The organism is Legionella impletisoli (assembly GCF_900639875.1).
GTDB classification, from domain to species: Bacteria; Pseudomonadota; Gammaproteobacteria; order Legionellales; family Legionellaceae; genus Legionella_A; species Legionella_A impletisoli.
The window spans coordinates 457,343-481,128 of the sequence record NZ_CAAAIA010000001.1 but is presented as its reverse complement, the minus strand read 5'-3'; the positions used below and the strand labels follow the sequence as shown (position 1 = coordinate 481,128).

Genomic DNA, 23,786 nt, shown 5'->3' with positions numbered 1-23,786 from the left:
TTTTTATGGCGTAACTCTAAATCCATTTATTATTATCCACTTTTACTAAAATCCCATATTAAATACTAATTATTCTTTTTGTGTAGATATCTATGGGCTTGACCAAAGCATCCACTCCGATGCTTCGAATTTTTTGCCTACGTCCTGTGGCTTGAGCACAGGACCCACTACGATTCTAATTATTCACTCTGAACTTTGGGTACCTCAGTCAAGCCGAGGTACGTAGGGATTGAGTATTTCCTACGTCCTGTGGCTTGAGCACAGGACCCACAGTGATTCTAATTCATTCACTCCGAACTTTGGATACCTCAGTCAAGCCGAGGTACGTAGGGAGTGCGTTTTGGCAATGTCAGTCAAGCTGAAGTAGGTAGTGTTGAAGCAGCATTTGTGCTCAAAAATCAGTTGTGTTTACCTATGAAAGACTTACAATTCTGATACTTATCCGCTAGAATGTGGCAAGAATTTTACAGCAAATTAAACTCATGCTCAGCGTTATCATCATTGCAAAGAACGAAGCCGAGAATATTAGGCGGTGTTTGGGATCCGTTCGATGGGCTGATCAAATTATTGTCTTAGATTCTGGAAGTATGGATAACACGGTTGCAATTGCTAAAGAATACACCAACGAAGTGTATCAAACGGATTGGCAAGGGTATGGTGTTCAGAAAGAGCGGGCGCTTTCGTATGCAACTAGTGATTGGGTATTAAATCTCGATGCTGATGAGGCTGTGGATGAAGATCTAAAGCAGGAACTACTCACCGCAATAAAATCCAATCAAGCCGATGCTTACCGAATTCCTATCCGAATGGAATTTTATGGCAAAACTATGCAACACAGCTCCAGCCCGAAGCGACATATTCGTTTATTTAAACGAGACGGCGCACATTATAGTTTAGATATTGTGCATGAAAAAATAATTTTACCCCCTCATGTTCGAATCCATCAACTTTCCTGCCCAATTCGCCATCAATCCTTTCGTGATGTCTCCCATGCGCTGTATAAAATGAATCGCTATTCCTCTTATACGGCAAAAATTAGGCTTGAAAATAAAAAAACTGGAAGCATAACTAAAACATTGTTAGGCAGTATATGGATGTTTATTCGGTGTTATTTTTTACAACGAGGCTTCTTAGACGGCCGTGAAGGTTTAGTGTTAGCGTTATTTAATGCACAAGGTACATTAGCCAGAGGCCTAAAGCAACTTTATCCTGATAAAGAAATACAGTATTTACCGCAGGTTATGGAAGAAAAACCGTGCTCAAAACACTCAAACTAACGTGGCAGAAAGATGAGGCTGTATGGGCTTCAATGATATTTGCCGCAGCCTTGATGTCTATTCCTCTCAGTTCTACTGCAAGAAGTATTTTCTTAAGTGTATCCGTGGCATGGATTGCATTTCACCCTACGTATTACCCAGAGTTGCAGCAAGTTTTTAGAAAACCTTGGTGTATTTCTGCGATATTAATTTTTATTCTTGCCGCATTCGGTTGTTTATGGAGTCCAGCAGCGTGGCATGAGCGTTTTATGGTGCTTGAAAAATATCTTAAATTTCTCTATTTGCCAATTTTAGTGGTCGGGTTTAAAGATAAGCGCACTCGTCAGTTTGCGTTGTATGCATTTATTTTAGCTATGACCATCACGTGTTTTATCTCTTTTCTGAAAGCAGCTCATATTGGGAGCTTTAAAGAGCCCGATGATCCAGGGTTTGTCTTTCATAACCATATCATAACTGGGTATATGATGGTTCTGGCAGCCTTTATAACGGCTTTATTTGCTTATCGTTGCCAAGGTAAGTCTCGATTAGGTTATGGTCTATTAGCAGGGCTATTCAGTTATCAAATTTTGTTTATTAACACAGGCCGTACAGGATATTTTATTTATATTATGTTGCTCGCACTTTATCTCCTGCAAGTGTTATCGCTTCGAAAAGCGCTTCTGGCAGGTTTTATCGCTTGCTCGATTTTATTCGGGGCTTTTTCATTCAACTCAGAGATTCAGAATCGGCTATATACTATTGTCAGTGAGTGGCAGAGTTACCAGGATAATCAAAATAAAGACACATCATTAGGTTATCGATTCCAATTCCATCAGTTTGCAAAGCAATTGTTTTATCGTCATCCGGTGGTGGGAAATGGTACCGGTGGATTTACCCACCAATTTGGTGAAGAGAAACCAGTCCCTTCTTGGGATAGACGGCTTCTTGAACCTCATAGCCAATATTGGTTTATTGCAACAGAACTTGGAATGCTTGGTTTAATAGCGTTTATGCTGTTTTTTGGTGCGCTATTTAAGGCAACGATGCGTCTTGATAAAATGAAAGCCATAGCGCTTGCAGTGATGCTTTCTTTTTTGGTTGGGGGATTGAGCGATTCCTTGCTGTTATACTCTGGCTCAGGCTTCATATTGATAGCCATGATGGCGCTTTGCTTGGGAGAAGAAAAGAGTGAATAAATGTTTGTCATGGCTAAAAAGTCATGACAAACATTTATTATCCAGCTATTTATTCATTGGGTGCTTGGCTAATTGAATTTTTCTTGAAATTAACTGAAACACAATCAAAAGTGTAATACTTAGAAATAGCCAGGAAAAAATAGCAGGAAATACACCATGTCCCATGAAAAGGCTAGCTAAAAATCCGCCGATGAGCATCCCTCGAAGTAAACCACCCCAAGGCTTTTGATTTGTCTTTGAAGCAACGTGTCGAGCTTGAGGTCGTTTTGAGTAATGCGTATAACTACGGCTTGAGGTGAAACTACGTCCACCACCAAAGCGCTTAGCCATAGCATCTTGCCCAATGAGCCCAAAGCCTATTAATAGAATCATCATAACGATTGTTTTTTTCATTTATCCTCTCATTTTAAAAAGTTAAAAAGCAAGCTTTAGCTTTTCCCAATACTGATTGTATAAAGCAATGACTTGATCGCCTACATCACGTTGAACAAATCCACGTTTCAGAACCCGTTCAGGAGGGTAAATGACAGGATTATGTTGCATGGCTTCTGGGAGTAATGCTTTTCCTTTTGCATTGGTGATCGCATGACCTTCACGCAATGCAATTTCAGCAGCAACTTCTGGCTTTAGGATGAAGTTGATAAACTCATACGCCTCATCTAAATGCGGTGGATTTTTGGGAATGGCTAAACAATCTACCCAAATCACGAATCCTTCTTTAGGATAAACAAATTCAATGGCTTTGTTTTCTTGGTTGGCCTTATAAGCGTCTCCATTCCAGGCGGTTCCTGCCTTTGCATCCCCATCAATGATAATCGCTTGTACACTGTCGCTCGCAAACATTTTCACGTTGGGTGCTAACTTCAATAAGAACTCAAAGGCTTCTTTTATGTGCGTTGGATCCGTATCATTGGGTTGATACCCAAGGCTCATCAATCCGATTGAAAATATTTCTCTCGAATCATCTAATAAGAGTAATTGTTCTCGCCATCGTTTAGCCCATAAATCACGCCAAGATGAAGGAGACTCGTTGATCCAATGGTTATTGTAGAAAATGCCGGTCGCTCCCCAGTTGATGGGCACGCTGAACTGATTGCCCGGATCATAAGCACTTTTGTTAAATGCTGGGGTTAAATTATCAAGTAAGGGGAGTTTTGATTGATTTAATTTTGTTAACATCCCTTGCTTTCGCATACGCTCAACAAAATACCCTGAAGGCATAATCACATCATAAACGGTTCTTTTACTGGCTTTAAGCTTGGCATACATCGTTTCGTTGCTGTCATAGGTAGAAAAATTGACTTTAATGCCGGTTGCTTTTTCAAACTGATGAATGACTGATTTGGGTATTTCTCCTCCCCATACATAGACATTAACGACTTTAGCTGCAAATACGGATTTAAAAAGAAAACAAAGCGCCAGGCTCAATACCATGCGTACTAACCGGTTCATGTTGTTTTCCTCGATAAACGATAAGCAATGATAACGAGAATCATTGAAATTAAAAACGTGAAGGTACATAAAGCGTTTAACTCAGGGGTTACGCCGACTCGAACCAAAGAATATATAGTTAAAGGTAAAATATTAAAATCAGGCCCCGCTACAAAATAACTAATAATGACGTCATCAAAAGACAACGTGAAACATAAAAGCATAGCACTGAGCACCGAAGGCCAAAGAAGAGGAAGCAGTACCTTTCTTAACGCATGGAAATGGCTTGCGCCTAAATCTAGAGCACTATAGTAAATATTGGCATCCAGAGTATGGATACGGCTATTGATAGTTAACACCACAAAAGGAATACAAAACGTGATATGAGCGATTAATAAACTGGTAAAGCCTAAGGGAATGTTTGCTACGTTAAATAGCAATAAGAGTGCTACGCCAAGCACTAAGTCCGGGATGATTATTAGTAATAACAACAAGGCAAATAAAGACCGAGGTTGCTTTTTTTTAGGTTTTAAGAACAATTGAACACACCCAAGCACACCGGTAACGGTTGCTATCAAGGAAGCGCATAATCCAAGAAAAACGGAGTTTAGGAAAGCAGACCAAAGTTCACGATCATGAAATAGCTCAACGTACCATTGAAGAGAAAATCCTTGCCATTGTAATGAATAGCGCGCTTTATTCACCGAATAGAGAATTAAAACTAAGATTGGGAAATAGAGCATCGCATACATCATGCTTAAAAACAGTTTCTGAAGAACGTTTTTCATGCGCTTTCTCCTTTGTTAAATCGACGAAATAACAAAAGAAGAATTAATAGCAATAACGTTAAAATGGTGCTGGTTGCAGCTCCTTGCGGCCAATTTTCCAACACCAGAAACTGATTTTGAATGAGGTTGCCTAAAAGAATAGAGCGTGCGCCGCCTAAGACATTAGGAATATAAAATAAGGTCATCGCGGGCAGAAAGACCATAAGACAACCTGAAATGATGCCTTTAGAAGTGTTTGGTAAGAATACTCGATAAAAAATACCCCATTTACTGGCCCCTAAATCCTTTGCTGCTTCGATAAGTCGAAAATCAAATCGCTCCATATTCGTAAAAATGGGTAAAACCATAAATGGAAATAAATTGTAAATAAGGCCACTAATGACTGCAAAATTGGTATAAAGCAAAGAGAGAGGTTCATCAATTAAATGAAGCGATAATAAAATGGCATTTAAAATGCCTTTAAATTTTAAAATAGCGATGAGTGAATATGTTCTAACCAGTGAACTTGTCCAAAATGGGATGATGATGAGCAGTAGTAAAATTGATTGATGTTTTGATTTAATTAAAAAATAACTAAAAGGGTAGGCTAATAAAAGGCAGCCTAAGGTCGTAATAAGCGCAATAAGAAGCGAACGCAACAACACTTTTCCAAATAATGGGCTAATTAAATCAAGGTAGTTCTGAAGTGTAAACGGCAACGAAACAAGATTTACTGGATCTTTCGATAAAAAACTGGTGACTAAGATTAGCCCCAGTGGAATGAAGCTGAACACCAGCAACCATAAGTAAATAAAGTAAATGGAAAGTGGTTTATTCATGTTCATAAGGCAGTAACACTTCCCAACCAGAAAGCCAGTGAATCCAGACGGCTTCCTTGATGTTATATTCTAGTTTGTCATCGTCTTCATCAAAAAATTCGGAGGCGTTAATCACCTTACCTGAAGGAAGCTCAACTTTAAGATCAACCGTTGATCCTTTATAAACAATGTCAATGATAGTACCTGGGAGCATATTCTCATTGTCTGTTACTTCGGCTTGACTCCAGACTCGAATATCTTCAGGACGAACCATGAGATGAACGTTATCACCTGCGTTGAATTGCCCTGTATTTTTGCAGTGCAATGGGGTTGCATCAATTTCCAATAAAATCTCTTCTTCACTTGCTTCTTTCACGTCCAAATCGAAAATATTGGCTTCACCAATAAATTTAGCCACATGCAAATTTGCTGGCGTTTCATAGACTTCGCGCGGGGTGCCAATTTGTTCAATTCTTCCTTCATTAAAAATAACAATGCGATCAGACATCGATAATGCTTCTTCTTGATCATGCGTGACGAAGATAAAGGTCATGTTGAGTGTTTTTTGCAATTGTTTTAACTCATATTGCATGGATTTTCTTAAACGATAATCAAGTGAACTTAAAGGCTCATCGAGCAATAATACTTGTGGGCGGTTAATAATGGCTCTAGCAATGGCTACTCGTTGTTGTTGGCCACCACTTAATTGCTGAATGTTTCGATTTACAAATGGTTCAAGGTGCACCAATTTCAACGCTTCAAGAACCCGTGCTTTAATTTCCGATTCTTCAATGTGCTTACACCGTAATGCAAACGCTACGTTTTCAAATACGTTTAAATGCGGAAAAAGCGCATAACTTTGAAATACAGTATGTACATCACGCTTTTGAGGTGGTAAATGATCCACACAAGCATTATTAATATAAATCGAGCCGCTTGTAGGCTCATCAAAACCAGAAATTAGTCGCAATAGCGTGGTTTTACCGCATCCTGAAGGCCCTAATAATGTTAAAAACTCTCCGGCATAAACCGACAAAGAAATATCTTTCAGAATTTCAAGGCTATCAAAGGATTTACGAACCTGTTTAATTTCGATTAATGGATTAGACATTTCTCGCAGTGAGTCGGTTTGGCCTTAGGAACTAGAACACAGTACCTTAAACGGGCGGTTAAATAAGTCAGGACTTACGCAAAATTCCAATCTCTTCGTTATAAAAAATTTTCAATTCGGTCATTTAGGCAATCTAAACTTCCTCATTGAAAATTTTTTATGCTTCGACCTTGGAAGTTTGCGTAAGTCCTGTAAAAGGATGAATTATGAATGGTGGGACATTATTTGTCCAGATTACTTCATATTATCTTAAGCATTTAAGTTTAATATAGAGGGTAAGTGAATTATTTTCAGAGTAACGATTATGCCTATATTATTTGCTGAAGAGAAAAAAGCTTGGAGAGAACAATTTTTAGGTTATTTATCCGAAGCTTTAAACAACCCAGAAACGCTGGTTGAAGCCTTATTGCTACGACAAAACATTAAGAAAAAAGAAGGTGGACTGTCCAAGCATTGTTCCTCAGAGGATTTTAGCGCAGCTTTTAAGGCATTGGACGATAAAGATGCATCGATTTATGAAGGAGATATCGCCCGGGCGGAAGGAGTTTTACAAACCATTGGGTTTAGTTCAGAAGAAATTCGTAGCATGCCAGCTTCCAGTAAAATTAAAATCGATGCGGCAATTGGTTATGCCAAAGCCAGGTTGTGTTATGAGTTTAATGAAAAGAGAGAAATTATTAGGCTTTCAGAGTTTGAGTTGGCCTATCAAGATTTGGAGCTTGATCCTGAGGAAAGCATTGAAGATAAAAGAGACTTTATCGATAAACAATTACCCAAAGAAGCTAAACCAATGGTAAGGTCTTATTTACCACCAAGCAATAAAACCTCTCTACTGACAAAGATATTCGGTGGACTATTGATAGCATTAGGGATTGTACTCGCTGTAGCGCCAATTCCTGTTGTGACCCAAGCTATAGGCGGCGCAATGGTGGCTATGGGGGTTGGTTTATTTACTGCTATGTTGGGCGCAGGAGTTTTTGCAGTGGGTAATCGTATGGAGAAAATAAGTAAAGAAACTACTCTTTCGCATCCAACTTCATCAAGTATAATCACCAAGGGACAAGAAGCACCAGACGGCCCATCTAGCTCCGCTAGAGCTATCCAAGGACTTGGTGGATCTGGAGCTACTGAAAACAGAGAGCCTGAAGAAACATTTACTGGTTCTTTATTTGCTGACGATTCTGATGTAAATGAAGCGGCTGAATTATTACCTAAGGACTCTAAAGCTCCAGGCTTGCACTGATAGTGAGATAGCCTATCTCCCTTGATCATAGAGGGAATCTTTTTTTAACTCTGACAAGATGGCCTGAACAAGTCAGGCCATGTTGGCGTAGTGAGTCAGGCCATGTTGGCGTAGTGAGTCAGGCCATGTTGGCGTAGTGAGTCAGGCTATGTTGGCGTAGTGAGTCAGGCTATGTTGGCGTAGTGAATTAGGCCATGTTGGCGTAGTGAATTAGGCCAGGTCGGCGTAGTGAGTTAGGCCAGGGTGGGCTAGTGACTCAGGTCAGGTAGGGGGTTTTTGCCCAGATAGTAGGTATTCCTACCTTCCCCGGCTTGTCCGGGGAATCTCAATGAAGCACTCTTTTTACCAACTGACTTTTGATTCATCCAGGATGTTTTGTCGGGTGCAAATTTCCGAAACAGCCCCGTTATTACAAATGACAAGCCCGGTTTCATCTTCTTTCAATACCCCGCCTTGCCATAAACAACAGCCTTTAATTTTATGTAAGTCCATTACAGCATGCCTATCGCAGTAACAGGTTGAATAATCGCCATTTCGGCAAACAAATCGTCCCGCTGATGAATCGCAATAATGTACACCACCCATCCCGGCGCAACACTCAGGGCAAGGTTTAAATACCGGCTTTTCAGGTGGAGGGCAAGGATTTACGCAAGGTTGATTGCCTGTGCAGGTATTGCATCCAAAGCCAAGCGCATGAACGTTTGAAAGTGAAAGAGAACATAGAAAAACCAGTAGCAATCGTAATGCATTCATTACTTAATCCATTGTTTTATTTAATATTAGAATAGCATATACCCGGTGGAATTGAAGAGCGGCAAGGATTTGATTTTTCTTCCGCTTGAGGCCGCGGCGCAGGGGAACAAACTGGATTTATTCTTCAACCAAAGGAGTTTCTTTAAGTTCAAACTCAACCGCCTCTATCTTCTGGAAGCGCTGAGTTATTTTTTTAGCCGACGTATTCACTTCACTGACATCTTGATGCGCCATATCGATGTGTTTTGTTAATTTATCCATTCTTTTCTCAAAACGCTGAAAGTCGAGCGCCAGAGACTGTAAGTGCTTTTGAATGATATGAACTTGTTTTCTAGTTGCGTCGTCTTTTAACACAGCTCTTGCTGTGGTTAATACGGCCATTAACGTACTTGGAGAAACCAACCAAACTTTTAACCGCTGAGAAAGGGCAATGACTTCTGGGTAATTAGCATGGACTTCTGCAAAAATGGCTTCGGCAGGAATGAACATGATGGCGCTATCGGTGGTTTCGTTAGGAACGATGTATTTTTCTGCAATGTCTTTAATGTGTTTTTGTAAATCCTGTCGAAACTGCTGCTGCAAGGATTTTCGTTCTACAGAGCCATTATCGGTATTCATTAATTTTTGATAGGTTTCTAAAGGAAATTTGGCATCAATTACAATATTTCCCGTAGGCTCTGGCAAAAATAAGATGCAATCGGCCCGCTTTTGATTACTAAGCGTATATTGCATGCTGTAATGATGACTTGGAATCATATTGGCAATGAGGCTTGATAATTGCACTTCACCAAACGCACCTCGTGAACGTTTATCCACTAATACATCTTGTAAACTTACCACGTGAGTTGATAATTCTGTAATTTTCTTTTGAGCCTCATCGATAATGGTTAACCTTTTTACAATATCGGTAAACGTGGATGATGTTTTTTCAAATCCTTCTGTTAGGCGATTATTGACCTGCAAGGTCATGTTGTGAAGATGGCTTCGGACTTCTTCGGTTAGTGATTTTAAATTGGCACTTAATGAGTCGGCGTGTTGCTTAAAGCTGTGATTAATTTGCTCACGCACGTCTTTCATATGGCTTTGAACCGTTTCAGTGACTAACTTTTGGCTGGTGAGCTGACCCTCAGCGATTTTTTCATAAATTGAATGCTGGGCAGTCTGATTATGGAGTTGTAAATCAGTTTGGAGTTGTTGAAGGTTATTTTCTAAAGTGAATTGAAGGCTATTATTCCGCTTCATCAATAGCACGACTAAAATAATTTGTATGACGATGCCAATGCCAAATGCCATGGAAAGGTTCGTTAACGTTATCAATGCCATTTTATACTCTACCGATTTAATGAATTTGACAGTATAACGAATGATGAAGTTGATAGTGAATCCTAAACGTGTAAATATTCATTTAATTTTGAAGTTGAGTTTTTATATCCATGAAAAATAACGACATAGCGAAGGAGATAGAGCATCTTCGCGAAAAAATTCGATACTACGATTACCAATATTATGTCTTGGATGAACCAAGTGTACCCGATGCAGAGTATGATCGCTGCTTTAAAAGATTACAGGAGCTTGAAGAACAATATCCACAATATAAAACGGAAGACTCACCTACCCAACGTGTAGGCATTGCTCCAGTTTCCTCTTTAAAACCAATCAGCCACTATCAGCCGATGTTATCATTATCGAATGTGTTTGATGAAGGGGAGCTTAAGGCGTTTATTAAACGAGTGACGGATAAACTCGATTACAATCCTGAAGACTTAGTCTTTGCCTGTGAGCCGAAACTTGATGGACTCGCGGTCAATTTAACCTATGAGCAAGGGAAGTTGGTCTCGGCAGCTACTCGGGGTGATGGCCACGTAGGTGAAAATATAACAGGTAATATTAAAACGATTGCAGCGGTTCCATTAACATTACTAGGTGATGATATCCCTAAGATGATTGAGGTGCGTGGAGAGGTATATATGCCCCTTGCAGGATTTGAAGCCTTAAATGAAACCGCTCGTAAAGTAGGTGAAAAAACGTTTGCAAATCCTCGCAATGCTGCAGCTGGAAGTCTTCGCCAGTTGAACCCAGCCGTGACAGCCAGTCGACCGCTTGCTATTTATTGTTATGGGATTGGCGCCTGCGAAGGGGTATTGCTTCCGGATAGCCATGTTGAGCAATTAAGTTTACTTAAACATTTGGGTTTTCGAGTGGCGCCTGAAATTGAGGTGCAACGGGGGCTAAAAGGATGTCTTCGTTATTATGAAGCCATGCTTAAACGGCGCGCTGATTTACCGTATGAAATTGATGGGGTTGTCTATAAAGTGGATAGCACCTCATTGCAAAGTCGATTGGGTTTTGTGGCTCGTGCACCAAGGTTTGCTTGTGCTCATAAATTCCCTGCTAGCGAAGAAATGACGACGTTGCTTGCTGTGGATTTTCAAGTGGGTCGAACCGGTGCTTTAACCCCTGTGGCGCGGTTAAAGCCGGTACGTGTTGCTGGGGTAACAGTAAGTAACGCAACGCTTCATAATATGGATGAAATTGAGCGCAAAGACATTCGAATCGGTGATGAAGTGATTATCCGTCGAGCAGGCGATGTTATCCCTGAAGTGGTGTCCGTTATTCTTGAAAAAAGGCCAGCGAAAACGAAGGCAATAACCCTTCCAAAACACTGCCCTGTTTGTGGAGCAGATGTCATTCGTGAAGCCGGTGAAGCCGTTGCTCGTTGTACAGGTGGTTTATTTTGCAAAGCGCAACGAAAACGAATGATCTGGCATTTTGCTTCCCGCAAGGCAATGGCCATCGATGGATTGGGTGACGTGTTAATTGAACAGCTTGTGGACAATGAACGGCTTGAAGACGTATCGGATTTATACACTTTGACCGAAAAAGAGTTAGCCGAATATCCGCGCATGGGACCTAAGTCCGCTGAAAATCTGGTCAAAGCAATTGAGCAGAGTAAACGCACAGCGTTTCAACGTTTCATATACGCTTTAGGAATACGCGAAATTGGCGAAGCAAGTGCACAACTATTAGCGGATCACTATCAAGATATTGATGCGCTTAAAGAGGCAAACGCTGAGGATTTAATGGCGCTTAAAGACATTGGCCCTGTAGTAGCCGAGCATGTGGTTCATTTTTTTGCACAAGATCATAATCTTGAGGTCATTGACAAACTGCTGCAATATGGCGTGCACTGGCCAACACCTGAAGAAAAACCAGTGGATGAAAGCCATCCCTTTTACGGAAAAACCGTGGTCTTGACTGGCTCGTTATCCAGCATGAGTCGTGATGAAGCAAAAGCGAAGCTTACAGCACGAGGAGCTAAGGTGACTGGCAGCGTTTCAGCCAAAACGGATTATCTTATTGCAGGAGTTGATCCCGGTTCAAAATATACAAAAGCTTCTGAGTTGGGTGTTCCTATATTAAATGAAGATGAGTTTTTAGAATTATTATAAGAGCATTAGGGGCCAGGATCTCACATGAAAAAAAATCGTCGTCATTGCGAACGAAGTGAAGTAATCCAGTACAGGATTTCAGCGAAGCATCGATCTGGATTGCTTCGCTAGTGCTCGCAAAGACGAGTTGTTTTTTGTATTGAGTTAAAATAACCTTTTCATGCGTAGGCCCTACATTGGGGCCATAAAATCGGAACAAACGTGAAAGAGAGGGGTAGGAGTTGTCTCACATTAAACCATGGATAGGGATAATCACATTGCTGTTTTCATTCTCAGCAAAAGCAAGCGGCTGGATATTCAATAATCCTTATCCTGAAAGTCAGGCTCATCAGAAAATTTATTACACGTCATTCAATGAACAACCTAAAACGCTTGATCCTGCCATATCGTATTCTGCCAATGAGTATCAGTTTACAGGGCAAATCTATGAGCCTGTTTTGCAATACGACTACCTCGCAAGGCCTTATAAACTCGTGCCTTTAACGGCGGTTGAAATGCCTAAAGTGCGTTATTTTGATGCGAATGGGCAAGAGCTTGAAAATCTTGAAGGCCATAATGCCGCAAAGACGGTTTATACCATTCGAATAAAGCCTGGCATTTATTATCAGCCGCATCCTGCTTTTGCGAGAAGTGCGTCGGGTGCATTAATGTATCGTGATCTTTCAGAAGATTATCTCGATGAACATGATATTAATAATCTTTCCGATTTTAAACATACAGGCACAAGAGAACTTAAAGCAGATGACTATATTTATGAAATTAAGCGATTAGCCAATCCAAGACTTAGTTCCCCCATTTATGGCTTAATGAGCCAATATATCGAGGGATTTCAAGATTTTGGCCAAAACCTGCCGCCCCCAACGCTTCAAAAACCGTTTATTGATTTACGAACTTATCCTTTGTCGGGTGTACGTAAACTTGATGATTATACATTTGAGATAACCATCAAAGGTCTCTATCCACAATTTATATTCTGGCTTGCCATGCCATTTTTTGCCCCAATTCCCTGGGAAGCTGATTATTTTTATTCACAGCCTGATATGGATGATCGAAACTTAGGATTGGGTTGGTATCCTGTAGGAACTGGGCCATTTATGTTAACGGAAAATAATCCAAATAGTGTGATGATTCTGGAAAAAAATCCAAACTATCATGAAGATTATTTTCCAGCCACAGGAAGTCAGCATGATTTGGAAAAAGACGTTCTTCATCATCCAGGTGAGCGGTTACCTTTAATCAATAAAGCTATTTATACCTTGGAAAAGGAAAGCATTCCTCGCTGGAATAAATTTTTACAGGGATATTATGATTTATCTGGTGTTAGCGCGGATAGCTTTGATCAGGCAATTCAAATATCCCAAACAGGTAAACCGATTTTATCGTCTCAAATGAAAAAAAAAGGGATGAGGTTAACGCAAATGACTGATCCCAGTGTGTTTTATCTGGGATTTAATATGCTTGATCCAGTGGTAGGCGGAAAAAGTGAGCGTGCCCGTAAACTAAGGCAGGCTATTTCTATCGCCATTAATTATGAAGAACACATCGCTATCTTTTTAAATGGGCGAGGAACGCCTGCCCAAAGCCCTATTCCCCCTGGCATTTTTGGTCATCGAGCCGGAAAGAAGGGGATTAATCCTTATGTTTACACTTGGGATAATGGTTTAAAGCGAAGGCCGATTGATGATGCGAAAGCCTTAATGAAAGCCGCTGGTTATCCGAATGGACGCGATCCTAAAACAGGTCTTCCTTTAATTTTAAATTATGATGTTCCTGCAGCAGGAGGCCCTGATGATAAAGCACAGCTTAATTGGATGAGAAAGCAATTCGCGAAAATCGGCATCTCTCTTAATATTCGCGCGACCCAATACAATCGATTCCAAGAAAAAATGAGAACCGGTAATGCGCAAATTTTTAGTTGGGGGTGGAATGCCGATTACCCTGATCCAGAAAACTTTTTATTTTTACTGTATGGGCCTAACAGCAAAGTGAGGTATGGGGGTGAGAATGCAGCAAACTACCAAAATCCAGAGTATGATCGTTTGTTTGATTTAATGAAAAATCGGCAAAATGACCTAAAAAGAAAGGAATTGATTGATAAAATGCTCGAAATCGCGCGAAAAGATGCTCCTTGGGTATTCGGAGTCAATACAAAAAGCTTACTCTTAAGCCAACAATGGGTAGCTCCTTTTAAGCCCAACACCATCTCACAAAACACACTAAAATATATCGCTATTGATGTTCCATTACGCAATGAACTAAGAAAGAAATGGAATCAGCCGGTGTTATGGCCAATTGCCTTCTTTATAATCCTAATGGTTTTACTCTTATTGCCATTCTTCTTTGCCTATCGTCATAAGCAGCGGCAGCAAGCGCCCAGGGTAGACTTATGACTACTTATTTACTCAGACGTATCTTATACATGATTCCCATTTTATTAGGAATTAACATCATCACGTTTGCTTTATTTTTTATGGTGAACTCTCCTGATGATATGGCACGGATGCAACTAGGCGAAAAACATGTTTCAAAAGCGGCCATAGAACATTGGAAAAAAGAGCGGGGGTATGATTTGCCGCTTTTTTATAATGATAAACAAGCTGGTCTTAACGCACTGACTGAAACATTATTTTATCAAAAATCCTTTCGGTTGTTTTTATTTGATTTTGGCGTTTCTGATGCGGGTCGGGATATTAGCTATGATATATCACACAGAATGTGGCCTAGTCTTGCTATTGCAATCCCGGTTTTAATTTTCGGGCTTTTTATTAATATCGTGTTTGCGATGTTAATGGCTTTTTTCCGTTCCAGTTATCTCGATTTAAGTGGTGTTGTTTTTTGTATTATTTTAATGTCTATTTCTACTATGTTTTACATTATTGGGGGGCAATATCTTTTTGGTAAAGTATTACGGTTAGTACCTATATCAGGGTATGACGATGGGTTAAATAGCATTAAATTTGTCGCCTTACCGATTTTAGTTGCAGTCATGAGTGGTATTGGTGCAGGTAGTCGTTGGTATCGAACGTTATTTTTAGAAGAAATGCATCGAGATTACGTTAAAACGGCTCGTGCTAAAGGATTATCTGAGATAAGGGTTTTGTTCCGACACGTCTTAAAAAATGCCATGCTTCCTATTTTAACCGGTATCGTCGTCATTATTCCTTCTCTTTTTATGGGAAGCTTGGTGTTGGAATCGTTTTTTGGCATACCAGGACTCGGAAGTTACATTATCGATGCCATTCAACAACAAGATTTTGCGATTGTGCGAGCTATGGTATTTTTGGGATCGGTTTTGTACATTGTTGGACTGATATTAACGGATATTTCATATACCCTGGTTGATCCAAGAGTGAGATTACGATGACCCTGGATTTATTATGGACTGATCAATGTTTTTTAGTGCTGGTGATAATCTCCACGGGGCTTATTCTACGCAGTTTAAAGAATGAACCGGTTCGTCGGTCCTTTAAACAAATTATAAGCAAGCCCATTCCAGTGAGTGCTGGGATTATTTTGCTAATATTTCTTGTCATTGGCATATTAGACTCCATTCAATTTAAAACGGCAGAAAGCATTCGAGCGGCATCGTTATTAGATAAGCTGCTTGCTCCTTTAGATAGCGAATATGAAAAAACGTATTCTGCCCCTTTATCCTTACATCTTTATAGTACGGAGATGGTTTTTGAAGAGGGGAGTGCTAAGCAAATTTATCCAAGATTACATTACCCACCCGCATTTCTTCAGAATCAACAAGAAGTACAGCCACTGGTGATAAAGATTTTATCAGGATCTGCCTTGGTCGCTTTTCTTGGGGTGGTTGTGATCTGGTTTTTGATGGTCTTTTATCGAGCAATAAGACATTACCCTAAGCTTATCTATTTTAGTTCGGCCTCTCTTAGTGCTTTGATTACCCTATTCGTCTCTATAACTATTTTGATGAGTACTTATTGGTTATCGCGATATCTTCATGTTTTGGGAACGGGTAAAATTGGTCAGGATGTATTCTATTACGCCATAAAAAGCATTCGCACAGGCCTTGTGATTGGCACGTTAACCACATTATTTATGATGCCCTTGGCGTTGATTTTAGGCATCTCCGCGGGTTATTTTGGGGGCTTTATTGATGATGTTATTCAATATATTTATACCACATTAAGCTCAATTCCTGGGGTGCTATTGATTACTGCATCCGTACTATCCATGCAAACCTTCATTGCCAATCATCCTGAGCAATTTACTACCTTGGCCCAAAGTGCAGATGCAAGGCTATTAGCGCTGTGTTTCATTTTAGGGGTTACCAGTTGGACTAGTCTATGCCGATTATTGCGCGCTGAAGCCCTGAAGTTACGCGAAATCGATTATGTATTAGCCGCTCAAGCTTTAGGCAGTAGCTCCATAAAAATCTTATTTAAGCATTTATTACCAAATGTAATGCACATTGTGGTCATTACCTTAGTGTTGGATTTTAGCTTTTTAGTCTTAGCGGAAGCGGTCTTGTCTTATGTCGGGGTAGGAGTATCACCATTGACCATTAGTTGGGGCAATATGATTAACGCGGCCCGTTTAGAATTGGCCAGAGAACCTATTGTTTGGTGGCCTATGTTTGCAGCATTTGTATTTATGTTTGTTTTAGTGTTGGCCAGTAATCTTTTTGCAGATGCCGTAAGAGATGCATTTGATCCAAAACAAGCAGGAATTGAATAATTCTAACTTGCTTACACGCATTGAGTTCGATAAAGTTCATTCATTATTTTGCTTGAGAAACTGTTGAATGCAAAGTCGTTTTGTACATCTTCGCATCCATTCTGAATATTCTTTAATTGATGGGCTTGTGCGGATTAAGCCTTTGATGAAAAGTTTACCAGAAAAGGGAATGAACGCGGTTGCAATAACAGATTATTGTAATTTATTTGCTGCCGTCAAAGTATTTCAATCAGCATTAAGTGCTGGAATTAAACCCATCATTGGTTGTGAAATTCCTTATCTTGACCCCGATAAACCCGACATGGTTTACTCCTTGGTGTTGTTATGCCAAAACCAGCAAGGATACAAAAATCTAACGCAACTGGTTTCTAAAGCCTATCTTGAAGGTCAGCACAATGGTCAACCGCGCATCCATCGTGAATGGATTCAAGACCATTGCGATGGATTAATTGCTTTATCGGGAGGGTGTTCGGGGGATATTGGTCGAGCGCTTGGGTTAGGTGATGAAAAAGTTGCTAAAGAACGGGCAATAAACTGGACAAGATTGTTTCCTAATCGCTTTTATTTAGAAATCCAGCGAACCGATCGGGTCGATGAGGCTTCTTATAATGAAAAGCTCGTTCAATTAGCTGAAGCGTTACAGCTTCCTCTCGTGGCTACTAACGATGTTCGATTTCTTCATGAGGAAGATTTTGACGCACACGAAGCGCGTGTTTGCATTCATGATGGATACACGCTTGCTGATCCAAGGCGAGAAAAGCGGTACAGCCCAAAACAATACCTGCGCTCTCCTGAAGAAATGGAAGCCTTATTTTCTGATATACCGCAGGCGATTCAAAATACGGTTGAAATCAGCAAACGATGTAATCTTAAGCTTGAACTTGGCAAAAATTATCTGCCTAATTTTCCCACCCCAAATGATTTGACGGTTGAGCAATATTTATCCGAATTATCACAAAAAGGCTTAGAAAAACGGTTTAAGCAGCTTTTCCGTGGGAAAGAAGTACTACTCACCACCGCTAGAAAAACGTATGAAGAACGGCTTAAAGTCGAACTGGATGTCATCAACACGATGGGATTTCCAGGATACTTTTTAATCGTGGCCGATTTTATTCAATGGGCAAAAAATAATGGGGTTCCAGTCGGACCGGGGCGCGGATCTGGAGCGGGTTCTTTAGTGGCTTATGCGCTAGAGATTACCGATCTGGATCCGCTTGAGTACGATTTGCTTTTTGAACGTTTTTTAAACCCTGAACGGGTTTCTATGCCAGATTTTGATATTGATTTTTGCATGGAAGGGCGTGATAGGGTCATTGATTATGTGGCTGATAAATACGGCCGCAAGAGTGTGTCTCAAATTATTACTTTTGGTTCGATGGCGGCTAAAGCCGTTGTTCGTGATGTCGGTCGAGTTCTTGGTCATCCTTATGGCTTTGTTGATAAGCTGGCTAAGTTAATTCCCTTTGAGATAGGTATTACTTTAAATAAAGCGCTGGAACAAGAAGAGGAGCTTAAAAGACGCTACGAGGATGAAGAGGAGGTCAAAGAATTAATTGATTTGGCTTTAAAGCTCGAAGGAATAACACGCAATGCAGGAAAACATGCCGGTGGTGTGGTGATTGCTCCTTCTGAATTGACCGATTTTACCGGGATTTATTGTGAAGAAGGCTCAACACAATTAGTCACTCAATTTGATAAAGACGATGTTGAAGCCGCAGGCTTAGTTAAGTTCGATTTTCTAGGGTTACGGACTTTAACCATCATTCACTGGGCTTTATTAACTATCAATAAAGAGCGAGCTAAACAAGGATTAGAGGCCATCAACATCAACGAGATAGCGATGGATGATGTGGCTTCTTTTAATCTGTTAAAAGCCTGTCAAACTACGGCGGTTTTTCAGCTGGAATCGCGCGGCATGAAAGAGTTAATCCACCGCCTGCAACCTGATTGTTTTGAAGATATTATTGCGTTAGTTGCTTTATTTAGACCTGGGCCACTGCAATCAGGAATGGTCGATGATTTTATTGACAGAAAGCACGGTCGAGCAAAAGTGGAATATCCACATCCTGATTTAGAACCCATTTTAAAACCCACGTATGGTGTAATTTTATATCAAGAGCAGGTCATGCAAATTGCTCAGGTTCTAGCGAATTATACCTTGGGTGCCGCTGATTTACTTCGACGCGCTATGGGGAAGAAGAAACCCGAAGAAATGGCAAAACAGCGAGAAATTTTCACACAAGGCGCTAAAGCTCGTGGAGTGGACGCAGACGTTGCCAGTCATATATTCGATTTAATGGAAAAATTTGCAGGATACGGCTTTAACAAATCGCATTCCGCAGCCTATGCGCTGGTGGCCTATCAAACGGCTTGGCTTAAAGCGCATTATCCAGCGGCATTTATGGCTGCAGTTTTGTCTTCAGATATGGACAATACGGATAAAGTTGTAAACTTCATATTGGAATGTAAGCAAATGAAAATTCGTGTATTGCCACCCTCCATTAATAGTTCGGCGTACGAATTTACCGTGCATGATGAAAACACCATCCGTTATGGATTAGGGGCCATTAAGGGCGTAGGCGAAGCAGCTATTCATGGAATGGTGCAAGATAGAAAAGAAGCAGGACCCTATACAGGGCTTTTTAGCTTTTGCCAGAGACAGGATTTACGCAAAGTAAATCGGCGGGTATTAGAAGCGTTAATAAAAAGTGGCGCAATGGATGCGTTTGACGTTGAGCGGGCGGTGTTATTCGAGTCCTTAGACAATGCCTTACAAGCAGGAGCTAGATATCATCAAAATCAGTCTATCGGTCAAACAGACTTATTTAATTTATTGGATGAAAAAGACAATACGGAAGATTATGTTGTTTGCAAAGAATGGGATGATAAAAAGCGCTTAGAGGCCGAGAAAGAAACCTTGGGATTTTATTTGTCAGGTCATCCCGCAGAAGCTTATATTCAAGAATTCTTAGGAATTATTACGCCTGTCATTCATTTAGATCCATCTGCTTCAAAAAAAGCTTATGTTTGTGGCATAGTCAAAAGCATTCGAAAAATTTTGACCAAGCGCGGTAAGAAACTTGCGATTATAAGTCTTGAAGATTCGACAGGAGCGATAGATGCAGTTGCTTTTTCAGAATTATTTGAAGAAAAACAAGCTAGCATTCAAACAGGTGCGGTTCTAGTCATTGAAGGAGAAATCAGTCATGATGACTATTCAGGAGGCGTAAAAATGTTGGCAAATGTGCTCATGTACTTAGATGAGGCAAGAGAGCGATTTGCTAAATGTCTTGGATTAAAATTAGTGCCTGAAGATGCCAAACTGTTGTCGACTTTACAATCGGTTTTAAAAGCCAACAAAGGCGGATGTGTGGTGCAGATTGAATATTCTAATAAAGCCGCATCGGGCTTGTTGAATTTAGGTGCGCAGTGGCGCATTAAACCCAGCGATGAGCTCTTAACAATATTAGGTGAATTATTGGATAAAACCCGAGTACAATTGCATTATTAACAAACCCTTAGCGATGCGTTACTATATATCCTTAATTCGTAGTCTACTGAGTTAAAACAAAGGATTGAGCATGATCATTGTTCGTGACGCCATTATAGTGATAGCTATCTTATTTTTGGCGTTGACGTACGCTCACGCCAAAGAAACGAGTGATGATTATTATCGCAACTTTTGGAGTCCTAAATATCACGCCGAGCTATTAGATTATTGCTCTTTTGATAAAACCAAGTGTGGCATGGATATAGCCAACCGCTACTGTCAAATGATGGGATATAAAAAAGCGAATAAAGCCATCATTGCAAACAACGTTGGTTTAACTCATTTTCTTGGAACAAAAGGTGGGTGTAAAGGGTGGGAATGCGATGGATTCAAGTTGATTCGTTGCGAAGGAAGGTTCTCAGATGAGCCGCCAAAGCCCTACTCTTATCGTTACCGTCGTTTTGTTTATCCTCGCTTTGATCATTACCGTATCGATTGGTGCTATGAAACAGATAAACAGTGCGGAAGACGTGCTGCCTATTCTTATTGTCGTCGTTTAGGTTATTTGGAAGTAAAAGAGTTTAAAAAAGAAGAGCACGTCCCTGCGACAAAGGCCTTAGGTAACCAAAAACTTTGTTTCGGTCACCATTGTGCTGGTTTTAAGTACATTACTTGTTTCCGATAGAGTATTTTTATTAAGCATAAACAATTCCTTATCTTGTTCTAGCTGTACAATATTTGACATGTAACCTTCGTCTAACCGATAATTTAGGTAATGCCATATCGAACGGGATGGAGCATGAATGGCCCGAGTACTGTGTTAGAACGAAGCTTAGTTGGAATGAGCGAAGGAATAAAAAAAGTACGACAGCTCGTGGTACAAGTTGCTTCAACGGATGCAACCGTTCTTATTCTCGGAGAGACTGGCACAGGGAAAGAGGTTGTTGCTCAAAATATCCATGCGTTATCCTCCCGTGCTCATAAACCATTTGTCCCTATTAACTGCGGTGCCATTCCTAGTGATCTTTTAGAAAGTGAGTTGTTTGGTCATGAAAAAGGTGCATTTACTGGGGCACTTGCATCTCGGCAAGGCCGCTTTGAATTAGCGGATGAAGGAACAATTTTTTTAGATGAAATTGGTGATATGCCTTTGCCAATGCAAGTTAAATTGCTGCGGGTATTACAAGAGCGCCAATTTGAGCGTATAGGCAGTAATAAAACGCATGCCGTGAATCTCAGAGTAATCGCAGCAACCCATCAGAATTTAGAATCGGCTATTGAAGAAGGGGGGTTTCGGAAAGATTTGTATTATCGTTTGAATATTTTTCCACTGGAAATTCCACCTTTAAGAGAACGTCCTGACGACATTCATTTAATTTTTGAAGTATTTTGTGAAAAGCTAAAGGCTCAAGGCCTCCCTGGGGTTACTTTAGAAGATGAGGCCATTGAAGTTTTAAAACGGTATAGTTGGCCGGGTAATGTGCGAGAGCTTGCTAATTTAGTCGAGCGTTTAACGATTTTATATCCAAATAGCAAGGTGCACGCTTCGGATATCCCAGAACGGTTTAAACGAGAAATAAATGGTATAAGTAAGAGCTTTGATCAAACCTATCTTGAACGAGAAGCCATTCACGCAGCATTTATTGAAGAAGAACCTCATCGGGTTAATCAGGGTATCGATCTTAAAGAATATCTACTGAATATTGAAATCCAACTCATTAAAGAAGCCTTAGATATGAGCGGTTGGACGGTGGCTCATGCAGCGAAATTATTATCCATACAGCGAACTACTTTAGTGGAGAAAATGAAAAAATATGGCATTAAACGTTTTGAGTCAGAAAACCAATCCTAACTCCCCCAAGCTCTGACAGACAACTTAAATTGGTTAGAGCGCGGTATAAAGCAGTAGTTGTTGTCAAAATAGGTAATTTCTTATAAATACTCACTGACTTCCATTCCAAAATTGTTCGCGATATAGTGAGATTAGACCGGTTAAGAAAAGCGGTCTAGGATTTTCTGCTTGATTAGGAATGGAGTCGTCTTATGACCAGCGAAATAGAAGGATACTTAGAAAGTGAATCTGAAATTGCAGCTCGATTAGGGGTGCATTTAATAGAAGCAATAGAGAAAAGAAGTCGACACGCCTTTCTTTATGCATTTAATGCGCTTCGAACCTCAAAAGCCTCTATTATCTATAAAGCATTAAGTTCTGTTTCTATTCATAGTTCTACTCCATTAATGTTAGCAGCCAAATTCTCGGAATCGTTTTTGCGTTATCTCTTTCTTCTCCTTGAACAGTTAAGTCAAAAAGAACAAGCTGAAATTTTAATGCATAGTAATCATCACGGGGATAATGCGTTACTGCTCACAATAAAACACAATTCATCTGTATTTTTTGAATTATTATCAAAAATTGAAACGTTAGATAAATCATATCAACATAAGATTATTCAACAACTTAACGAGCGAGGCGACAGCGCATTAGAATTAGCGATGTCTTATTATCCACTGGCGGTTTCGAAATTACTTTCAATGACGTTGGAAATGGACGAATCAGAACGCAATAAGATTCTTTCTTCTACTGCGGGATACGACTTGTTATGGTTAGTCGTGAGGTATTGTCCTAGTGATTTTTTTAAACTAAAACCCATGCTGCAAAGAGTCGCAACACTTGACAAAATGCTCTTACAGTCCTCATCAAATGGGTGGAATAGTTTAATGATAGCTTTAAACTATAATCGTCATGCGCTATTGTGGCTTTTGCCTATGATTGAAGCGTTAGATAACCCAGATAGGGCTCAAATTCTTAAACAAAAAAATGATGACGGTGAAACGCCCTTATTTCTTGCCTTTGAGGTCTGTCCTGAAGAAGTGCCTACATTAGAGCAACTCATTAGAACGTTAGACAGCGAAGATAGAATCGAACTTTATGGGCAAGTGTTGAATGCGACATTAGAACAAAATCCCCAGGCGCTAGTGACTCGCTTTAAGGTATTCAAACATTGGGAAAAAGATAAATTGGGACTTGCCTTACGCCCTATTGATAGAAGTGACGTTCTAATATTATCTGAGATAATAAGAAATCAACCAAAGGATCTTGTTCATATACTTTCAATGACCAAGCTCTTAAGTGAAGAAGATCAGGCGACCTACATGATGCCGATTAATCCGGGAGAAGACAATGCATTACTTCTTGCTGCTTCATGCCAACCACGCCTCGTTCCACATTTACTTGAAGTGGTAAACGGGCTATCTCTTGAAGTTCGAAAACGTGTGTTTGACTCTATGACAACGTTAGATAAAGCAAAACCTCAAAATAAAGAACACAAAAGTGCTCTCCAAAGCATTAAAGATGCCCGCAAACAGTGTAATAAAGAATATGATAGAACTTTAAATAAAAGCAGAAAGTCAAACCATAGAGGATTTTTCAGTCGGGGAAAAGGACCTGAGAAGACGGTTAAAGGGAGAACATATACATTAATCAATAACGACGACTGCAATGAAAACCAAGAAAATCGCATCTAATAGCATCAAATAAAATCAAAATTCTTACGTTGCATCGTCATCT

General features: G+C 40.1%; 17 protein-coding genes and 1 pseudogene. 11 read left to right on the top strand and 7 right to left on the bottom strand.

Features of this window, described 5'->3' with window-relative positions; translation table 11 throughout:
• The first annotated feature begins 482 nt into the window (after positions 1-482).
• Together E1O41_RS02235 and E1O41_RS02230 are read left to right on the top strand one after the other, a co-directional pair.
• A complete protein-coding gene (locus E1O41_RS02235; protein ID WP_131775668.1) occupies positions 483-1,277 on the top strand; it encodes a glycosyltransferase family 2 protein in 795 nt (264 codons plus the stop codon).
• On the top strand, positions 1,256-2,452 hold the full coding sequence (locus E1O41_RS02230) for an O-antigen ligase family protein (protein ID WP_131775667.1): 1,197 nt from the start codon (positions 1,256-1,258) through the stop codon (positions 2,450-2,452). Before E1O41_RS02235 ends, E1O41_RS02230 begins: the two co-directional genes overlap by 22 nt.
• A 45-nt stretch (positions 2,453-2,497) precedes the next feature.
• Here E1O41_RS02230 and E1O41_RS02225 read toward each other — a convergent pair whose 3' ends face one another.
• The 5 genes from E1O41_RS02225 to potA are packed head-to-tail and all read right to left on the bottom strand — an operon-like array spanning position 2,498 to position 6,579.
• Positions 2,498-2,845: a hypothetical protein gene (locus E1O41_RS02225; RefSeq protein WP_131775666.1), complete on the bottom strand. Its 348-nt coding sequence runs from the start codon at positions 2,843-2,845 to the stop codon at positions 2,498-2,500.
• Between the two features lie 21 nt (positions 2,846-2,866).
• On the bottom strand, positions 2,867-3,904 hold the full coding sequence (locus tag E1O41_RS02220; RefSeq protein ID WP_229669302.1) for an ABC transporter substrate-binding protein: 1,038 nt from the start codon (positions 3,902-3,904) through the stop codon (positions 2,867-2,869).
• Positions 3,901-4,671 carry an ABC transporter permease subunit gene (locus E1O41_RS02215; RefSeq protein ID WP_131775665.1) on the bottom strand — a complete coding sequence of 257 codons (771 nt, stop codon included), beginning with the start codon at positions 4,669-4,671 and terminating at the stop codon, positions 3,901-3,903. The genes E1O41_RS02220 and E1O41_RS02215 overlap by 4 nt, the downstream gene beginning before the upstream one ends.
• Positions 4,668-5,489: an ABC transporter permease gene (locus E1O41_RS02210; protein WP_131775693.1), complete on the bottom strand. Its 822-nt coding sequence runs from the start codon at positions 5,487-5,489 to the stop codon at positions 4,668-4,670. The genes E1O41_RS02215 and E1O41_RS02210 overlap by 4 nt, the downstream gene beginning before the upstream one ends.
• Positions 5,482-6,579 (bottom strand): spermidine/putrescine ABC transporter ATP-binding protein PotA, encoded by a 1,098-nt coding sequence (gene potA / locus E1O41_RS02205; protein WP_131775664.1) that lies wholly within the window; start codon positions 6,577-6,579, stop codon positions 5,482-5,484. The genes E1O41_RS02210 and potA overlap by 8 nt, the downstream gene beginning before the upstream one ends.
• 304 nt (positions 6,580-6,883) lie before the next feature.
• On the opposite strand from potA, the gene E1O41_RS02200 reads away from it, so the two are divergent.
• The gene (locus tag E1O41_RS02200) at positions 6,884-7,822 is read left to right on the top strand and encodes a hypothetical protein (protein WP_131775663.1); all 939 of its coding nucleotides are present in this window, start codon (positions 6,884-6,886) and stop codon (positions 7,820-7,822) included.
• Positions 7,823-8,164: 342 nt separating this feature from the next.
• Here E1O41_RS02200 and E1O41_RS02195 read toward each other — a convergent pair whose 3' ends face one another.
• Positions 8,165-8,575 (bottom strand): hypothetical protein, encoded by a 411-nt coding sequence (locus E1O41_RS02195; protein WP_131775662.1) that lies wholly within the window; start codon positions 8,573-8,575, stop codon positions 8,165-8,167.
• A 117-nt stretch (positions 8,576-8,692) separates the two neighbouring features.
• The gene (locus E1O41_RS02190) at positions 8,693-9,898 is read right to left on the bottom strand and encodes a DNA recombination protein RmuC (RefSeq protein WP_131775661.1); all 1,206 of its coding nucleotides are present in this window, start codon (positions 9,896-9,898) and stop codon (positions 8,693-8,695) included.
• A gap of 110 nt (positions 9,899-10,008) precedes the next feature.
• On the opposite strand from E1O41_RS02190, the gene ligA reads away from it, so the two are divergent.
• The 8 genes and pseudogenes from ligA to E1O41_RS02150 all read left to right on the top strand — a co-directional run bounded on the left by ligA (position 10,009) and on the right by E1O41_RS02150 (position 23,743).
• Positions 10,009-12,024: an NAD-dependent DNA ligase LigA gene (gene ligA / locus E1O41_RS02185; RefSeq protein WP_131775660.1), complete on the top strand. Its 2,016-nt coding sequence runs from the start codon at positions 10,009-10,011 to the stop codon at positions 12,022-12,024.
• A gap of 494 nt (positions 12,025-12,518) precedes the next feature.
• The gene (locus tag E1O41_RS02180) at positions 12,519-14,414 is read left to right on the top strand and encodes an ABC transporter substrate-binding protein (RefSeq protein ID WP_373288384.1); all 1,896 of its coding nucleotides are present in this window, start codon (positions 12,519-12,521) and stop codon (positions 14,412-14,414) included.
• Complete coding sequence (locus tag E1O41_RS02175; RefSeq protein WP_131775658.1) at positions 14,411-15,388, top strand: ABC transporter permease; 978 nt, start codon at positions 14,411-14,413, stop codon at positions 15,386-15,388. Before E1O41_RS02180 ends, E1O41_RS02175 begins: the two co-directional genes overlap by 4 nt.
• Positions 15,385-16,728, top strand: a complete 1,344-nt coding sequence (locus E1O41_RS02170) for an ABC transporter permease (protein WP_131775657.1) — start codon at positions 15,385-15,387, stop codon at positions 16,726-16,728. The genes E1O41_RS02175 and E1O41_RS02170 overlap by 4 nt, the downstream gene beginning before the upstream one ends.
• A 67-nt stretch (positions 16,729-16,795) precedes the next feature.
• The gene (gene dnaE / locus E1O41_RS02165; RefSeq protein ID WP_131775656.1) at positions 16,796-20,239 is read left to right on the top strand and encodes a DNA polymerase III subunit alpha; all 3,444 of its coding nucleotides are present in this window, start codon (positions 16,796-16,798) and stop codon (positions 20,237-20,239) included.
• A gap of 70 nt (positions 20,240-20,309) precedes the next feature.
• The gene (locus E1O41_RS02160; RefSeq protein ID WP_131775655.1) at positions 20,310-20,903 is read left to right on the top strand and encodes a hypothetical protein; all 594 of its coding nucleotides are present in this window, start codon (positions 20,310-20,312) and stop codon (positions 20,901-20,903) included.
• A 129-nt stretch (positions 20,904-21,032) separates the two neighbouring features.
• A pseudogene (locus E1O41_RS02155) lies at positions 21,033-22,070 on the top strand (sigma-54 interaction domain-containing protein); the annotation flags it as partial.
• A 191-nt stretch (positions 22,071-22,261) separates the two neighbouring features.
• Entirely contained in the window at positions 22,262-23,743 is a 1,482-nt protein-coding gene (locus E1O41_RS02150) for a hypothetical protein (RefSeq protein ID WP_131775653.1), read from the top strand.
• Positions 23,744-23,786 lie beyond the last annotated feature (43 nt).